The following is a 6,219-nucleotide window of genomic DNA, read 5'->3' on the forward strand; positions in this document are numbered from 1 at the left end:
TCGGGTTTACCCTTTTTTTTTGCCCTTTTGTTATTCTCTAAAGTTTTAATGGTTTTAAAATGTTTCATCACAAAACCAAGTAAATTTTTCCACTCAAAGCTGTCTTTGTGGAAAAACTTCTACTAATTCTTCATAACTATCATCTGATCTAGGAAGTTTACATTTATCTTAGCCTTCGGCTTTAGTTCATCAAGATGGCTTTATCGTTAGGGTTGAGGCTGAAAATGCACCACTCTGCGTTTATTTAGAATGACCATAAAAACGCCGGGAGTGTTTTTGGGCTCAAGCCTCAAAAGGGTGAGAGACATGGATGTATCTCACAAAATGCTCTCCTCGCGACTTGATTGCCACATTTTCAGTCATTCCAGAGGTGGCTATGAAAGAGCAACAGGCCCTAGTATGAATGGAATTTTTCACTATCCCGGTATGAAACTTGCGTCAGGCTGATTTAATATCGATTGGAACAGGCAATGGTGATGGTCAATCCCTCTACAAACATTCAGAATTTCCTGAGCGCGCATCAGCTCTCAGCTAAATATGCTCAACAGATTGATCACTGGTTTTCAGACATTACTGATGATTTTATATTGCACCAAAAAAGAGCAAAGCGCCCTATAATCATCGGCATCCATGGTGCGCAAGGGTCCGGAAAAAGTACCTTAGCCGAATGTCTGGTTCAGTTACTCATCACTCAACATCATCAGACTGCCATTGCCCTCTCTCTCGATGACTTTTATCTCACCCATCAACAACGTCTTGATTTAGCGAATTCAGTTCATCCGCTATTAGCTACTCGTGGGGTGCCGGGAACACATGATATTGAACTGGCATTGACGACCCTCGATAAATTGCTCTCGGAAAGAAAAAACATTGCAATTCCACGGTTTGATAAAGCGCATGATGATCGATTTCCTATTGAGCAATGGCCAGTATTAGAGGTTGCGCCCAAATTTATTATTCTTGAGGGCTGGTGCATGGGGGCCTGCCCTCAACTTGATGAAATGTTAACGCTGCCAGTTAATGCTTTGGAACAAAATGATGATCCAGATGCCTATTGGCGGCGTTATGTGAATCAAAAGCTGGAACAGGACTACCCTGCCCTGTTCCAGCGTATCGATAGTTGGATCATGCTTAAGGCCCCCAATTTTGATTGCGTTTACAACTGGCGACTGGAACAGGAAGAAAAACTGCAACAAACAGCAGTTACAGTAAGCAACAAAATTATGAGTGCTGAAGATATTTCACGGTTTATTCAATATTGCCAACGTATCACTCAACACTGTCTGGAAACTTTGCCGGAGCAAATGGATTATGTTTTTGAACTCAATATGGAAAGAGAAATTGTGGCCTTGAAACGTCCGAAAAAATCGCCTCCTGCAGTTACATGTCCAAAAGCATCGTTACTGGTTTTTACTGATTTGGATGGCAGTCTTCTGGATCATCATAACTATCGGCATGATGAGGCCGATCCTGTGCTGCAAAATCTCAAACAGTTACAAATCCCGCTGATTCCGGTCAGTAGTAAAACCCAGTCGGAAATTGAGCAGATAAATGCCTCTCTGGATAACCCGCATCCGTTTATTTGTGAAAATGGCGCTGCTATTTTTATTCCGGTTGATTATTTTCCGGAGCAACCAGCAGAAACTAAAACCAGCGGCCATTACTGGGTAAAAGAATTTGTTCAGCCACGAGCACATTGGCAGTCGATTATCAAATCAGTAAAACCATTATTTAGTGATGATTTCACGACCTTTGCACAGGCAGGTATAGATGGCATTATTGCGATGACAGGACTGGATGTTCATGCTGCAGCGCGAGCTGCTCGAAGACAATATGGTGAAGCGCTGGCCTGGCATGGTAATCCCGGTAAACAAAAACAATTTATTGAAGAAGTCCGTAAACGTGGCGCCCAGGTATTAATCGGTGGCCGCTTTTTACACGTTTCTGGTCAGTGCGACAAAGGTCGTGCTATCGAATGGCTGAAACAGGTTTACGAACATTTTTGCCCGGACAAACGCTTTATCAGCCTGGCGATTGGAGACAGTCAAAACGATGTGGCCATGCTGGAAACTGCCGACATGGCCTTATTGATACCATCACCGGTAAATTCATTTCCCGAATTAACTCGACATCATGATGTTATGAAGGCAACACATTGTGGTCCACGCGGCTGGGCGGAAGGTGTACAACAAGTCTTGAAGCAGCTCCATATAAGCACAGCAATAGTGCATTAAAATCACAAGAGGCTCACATGGCAGATTTTCATCAGAACGGTATTATCACGACATTACATAATCTTACACATCGTCATCTGGCTGATTTAGAGCAGGATCTTGTGCATTTCAGTCAACAACGTCCAATGGGATTGTTATTGCCCTCATTATTTTCAGAACTTCAGGGCGAGGCGCTTCCAGCGATTGTTCAACAGTTGAAAACGGTGCCATATTTATCCGAAATTGTGATTGGATTGGATAGAGCCAATGCTGATGAGTATAAACATGCGTTGGGCTTTTTCGCAGATCTCCCACAACATCATCGAATCATGTGGCACGATGGACCACGATTAAGTGCCATTGATGCAGAGTTACAGGCCCTGAATCTTGCCCCGCACCAAGCTGGAAAAGGTCGTAATGTCTGGTATTGCATGGGCTATATTTTAGCTTCCGGCAAAGCGGAATCCATCGCCCTGCATGATTGCGACATAACCACCTATAGTACCGAACTGTTGGCTCGACTGATTTATCCGGTTGCCAATCCCATGTTTAATTATGAGTTCTGTAAAGGTTATTACGCCCGGATCTCTGGCGGCAAAATGAATGGCCGGGTAAATCGTTTATTGATAACTCCCCTTCTGCGTGCACTCAAATCGGTTATGGGGCCAAGCGATTATCTGGATTACATGGACAGTTTTCGCTATTCATTAGCCGGTGAGTTTTCGTTTCGCCGGGATGTATTGAACGATATCCGTATTCCCAGTGACTGGGGTCTGGAAATTGGCGTTTTGTCTGAAATGCACCGAAATTACGCGAATAACCGTTTATGCCAGGTTGATATTGCTGATATCTACGATCACAAACATCAGGATCTCTCATCCGGTGATCAACAAAGCGGTTTGTCGAAAATGTCGATTGATATTTCCAAGGCATTATTCCGAAAACTGGCGACCAAGGGCACCGTATTCAGTCCCGAGCATTTCCGCAGTATTAAAGCGACCTATTATCGGATTGCCCTGGATTTCGTGGAAACCTATCGAAATGATGCAGTGATGAACGGTTTGCAATTTGATATTCATCAGGAAGAAGCCTCGGTGGAAATGTTTGCCCGTAACATCATGGATGCTGGGCAGGCTTTCCTGGATAACCCAATGGAGACTCCTTTTATCCCAAGCTGGAATCGTGTGCAAAGTGCCTTACCGGATATCTTTGAGCGTATTTATCAAGCCGTTGAAGAAGACTATCAGGAATTTTCTGCATAAAAATGGTTATGACACAGACATCGGAACGCCCAGCAGTTTTCCAAAACGTGCTTTATCACCTGAACAAGGTATATGGCGAGTTTATTGAGCCAAAAGCACTTGCTTCTTTAGCCCATGAATTATTGGCAGTTATGCGGGTTAACCCTGATGCTCCATCGCCCCAACCGCATCAGAATAAATGGCACTCCACTGATATTGCTATGATTACCTATGGTAATAGCATATTGAAGAATGATGAACCGCCATTGCAGACACTGAAACGGTTTCTGGATGATTATTTTTCTGGTTACATTAATAGTGTGCATATCCTGCCGTTTTTTCCTTTTTGCAGTGACGATGGCTTTGCAGTAAAGGATTTTTTTCAGGTAAATCCCGAACTGGGTGACTGGGAAGATATCAATGCTATTGCCAAGGATTATCGGTTGATGGCGGATCTGGTGATTAATCATGGTTCAAGCAGCAGTCAGTGGTTTAAGAACTTTATCGCCGGGCATGGTGAGGGCCATGATTATTTTTATACTTGTGAGTCTGATACTCCTATTTCTTCAGTGGTTCGTCCACGCACCACACCGCTGTTAAGAGAGACTGAGACTGCAGACGGAATTAAAAATGTCTGGTGTACCTTCAGTCATGAACAGGTAGATTTTGATTTTCGCAATACGGAAGTACTCAAAACCTTTGTAAAGATTATTCGTTTTTATCTGGATCAGGGAGTCTGTCTTTTCCGTCTGGATGCCGTAGCTTTTTTATGGAAACAGGCGGGTACCAATTGTCTTAACCTGCCCCAGACACATGAGTTGGTCAGACTATTGCGTTTACTGATTGAACAGGCGCAAAGTGATGCCGTTATTATCACGGAAACCAATATCCCCAACCGAGAAAACCTCAGTTATTTCGGTAATGCCAATGAAGCACATTGGATCTATAACTTTTCGTTACCACCGCTTTTATTGAATACACTTTTAACAGGCAATTGCAGTTATTTACGCCAATGGTTGATGAGTATGCCGCCTGCTCAAAACGGCACAGCCTACTTTAACTTTATAGCTTCACATGATGGCATTGGTTTAAGACCCGCCGAGGGTCTATTGACCGATAGTGAAATAGCTTCACTCATTTCGACCATGCAGGGTTTTGGCGGTGAAATTTCCTGGCGCGCAGCGGAAAACAATATAAAGAAACCTTATGAAATAAATATTGCGCTATTTGATGCCCTGCAAGGAACGGTCAAAGGTCCGGATAAATGGCAACAGGAACGGTTTATCTGTGCCCATGCGATTATGCTCGCCCTTGAAGGTATTCCAGGAATCTATATTCATAGCCTGTTAGCCACGGGGAATGACTATAAACGGTTTGAACAGCATCAACACAACCGCGCCATTAACCGTCATCAATGGGATGATGCCGCTATTCGTGCCGCGTTAACGCATACCACCAATAATCATTATCAGATTTATCATAAAATGACCGAGCTTATTAAGCTACGTATGGAGCAGCCGGCTTTTCATCCCAATGCAACACAATTTACTTTGCAACTCGGTGATGCATTATTTGGTTTCTGGCGACAAAGTATTGATCGTCAACAGAGCATCTTCTGTATATTTAATATCAGTGATCAGTCACAAACATTACGCGTTGCCGATCTGAATCTGGTTGCAACTGACGAATGGCATGACCTCATCAGTGGTACTGCAACTGACTCCTGGCAAAGTGAAATTCAGCTCACGCCTTATCAGTGTGTATGGTTGAGTAATCGCTGATTTAAGCCATCCAATAAAACATAAGGATTATTATTCATGACAGCAAACTTTTCTATCCGAAAATGTCTTTTTCCCGTCGCCGGATATGGCACACGTTTTTTGCCTGCAACCAAGGCTATGCCAAAAGAAATGCTGCCCATTGTTGATAAACCATTAATTCAATATGGTGTTGAAGAAGCGATGGAGGCTGGCCTGCGCAGTATGGGATTTATTACCGGACGAGGTAAAAGAGCCATAGCTGATCACTTTGATACCAGCTTTGAACTTGAGCATCAGATTCAGGGCACCAGTAAAGAATCGCACCTTGACGATATACGTAATGTGATGGATTCCTGCGATTTTATTTTTATGCGTCAACGCGCGATGCTGGGACTGGGCCACGCCATTTTGACCGGTGAACCGATTATCGGTAATGAAGCCTTCGCAGTCTTGTTGGCAGATGACCTGTGTGCAACACCAGAATCAGGTGGCAAACGGGCATTAGGTCAACTGGTCGAACTTTTTCATAAACACCAATGCTCTATTGTGGCAATTGAGGAAGTTCCAGCCGAGGCCACAGGTAGCTATGGTGTGATTTCAGGTGATGAAATTGAACCGAATGTTTATCGCATTACCGATATGGTAGAAAAACCAAAACCTGAAGATGCGCCCAGTAATCTGGCTATTATCGGCCGTTATGTTCTGACGCCAGACATCTTTGATTATTTACGTAAAACGCCCCCAGGTGCTAACGGTGAAGTGCAAATAACCGATGCTATCCGGGCCATGGCTCAGGATAAACCGGTCCTGGCCGTTAAATTTAAAGGACACCGTTTTGATTGTGGCAGCATCGCCGGTTATGTTGAAGCTACCAATTATTACTTTAATAAGCAGTATGGGTCGTAATCAATTAGTAAAACCAGGCCGCTGATTTCAGTCAGCGGCCTAGGGCTTGTTGATCTTTCATATCCACCACTGCTGGAGGCTATTTTTGTGTCCGACAAG

General features: G+C 43.7%; 4 protein-coding genes. All 4 read left to right on the forward strand.

The genetic code is table 11. The features are described from left to right. Nucleotides 1–470 precede the first annotated feature (470 nt). Genes B3M51_RS07085 through galU form a run of 4 tightly spaced genes read left to right on the forward strand, consistent with a single transcriptional unit; the run spans nucleotide 471 to nucleotide 6,120 of the window. Nucleotides 471–2,234: an HAD-IIB family hydrolase gene (locus B3M51_RS07085; protein WP_292757885.1), complete on the forward strand. Its 1,764-nt coding sequence runs from the start codon at nucleotides 471–473 to the stop codon at nucleotides 2,232–2,234. Between the two features lie 17 nt (nucleotides 2,235–2,251). Continuing rightward, nucleotides 2,252–3,475: a glycosyl transferase gene (locus B3M51_RS07090; protein ID WP_292480905.1), complete on the forward strand. Its 1,224-nt coding sequence runs from the start codon at nucleotides 2,252–2,254 to the stop codon at nucleotides 3,473–3,475. 8 nt (nucleotides 3,476–3,483) lie between these two features. Continuing rightward, nucleotides 3,484–5,235, forward strand: a complete 1,752-nt coding sequence (locus B3M51_RS07095) for a sugar phosphorylase (RefSeq protein WP_292757886.1) — start codon at nucleotides 3,484–3,486, stop codon at nucleotides 5,233–5,235. A gap of 36 nt (nucleotides 5,236–5,271) precedes the next feature. Continuing rightward, the gene (gene galU / locus B3M51_RS07100) at nucleotides 5,272–6,120 is read left to right on the forward strand and encodes a UTP--glucose-1-phosphate uridylyltransferase GalU (RefSeq protein ID WP_292757888.1); all 849 of its coding nucleotides are present in this window, start codon (nucleotides 5,272–5,274) and stop codon (nucleotides 6,118–6,120) included. The last annotated feature ends 99 nt before the right edge of the window (nucleotides 6,121–6,219 follow it).

Source organism: Methylophaga sp. UBA2689 (assembly GCA_002354555.1).
In the GTDB taxonomy this organism is placed as follows: Bacteria; Pseudomonadota; Gammaproteobacteria; order Nitrosococcales; family Methylophagaceae; genus Methylophaga.

Coding starts and splice junctions, on each gene's coding strand:
- B3M51_RS07085 (WP_292757885.1), top strand. CDS start 471: ATGGTGATGGTCAATCCCTCTACAAACATTCAGAATTTCCTGAGCGCG.
- B3M51_RS07090 (WP_292480905.1), top strand. CDS start 2,252: ATGGCAGATTTTCATCAGAACGGTATTATCACGACATTACATAATCTT.
- B3M51_RS07095 (WP_292757886.1), top strand. CDS start 3,484: ATGACACAGACATCGGAACGCCCAGCAGTTTTCCAAAACGTGCTTTAT.
- galU (WP_292757888.1), top strand. CDS start 5,272: ATGACAGCAAACTTTTCTATCCGAAAATGTCTTTTTCCCGTCGCCGGA.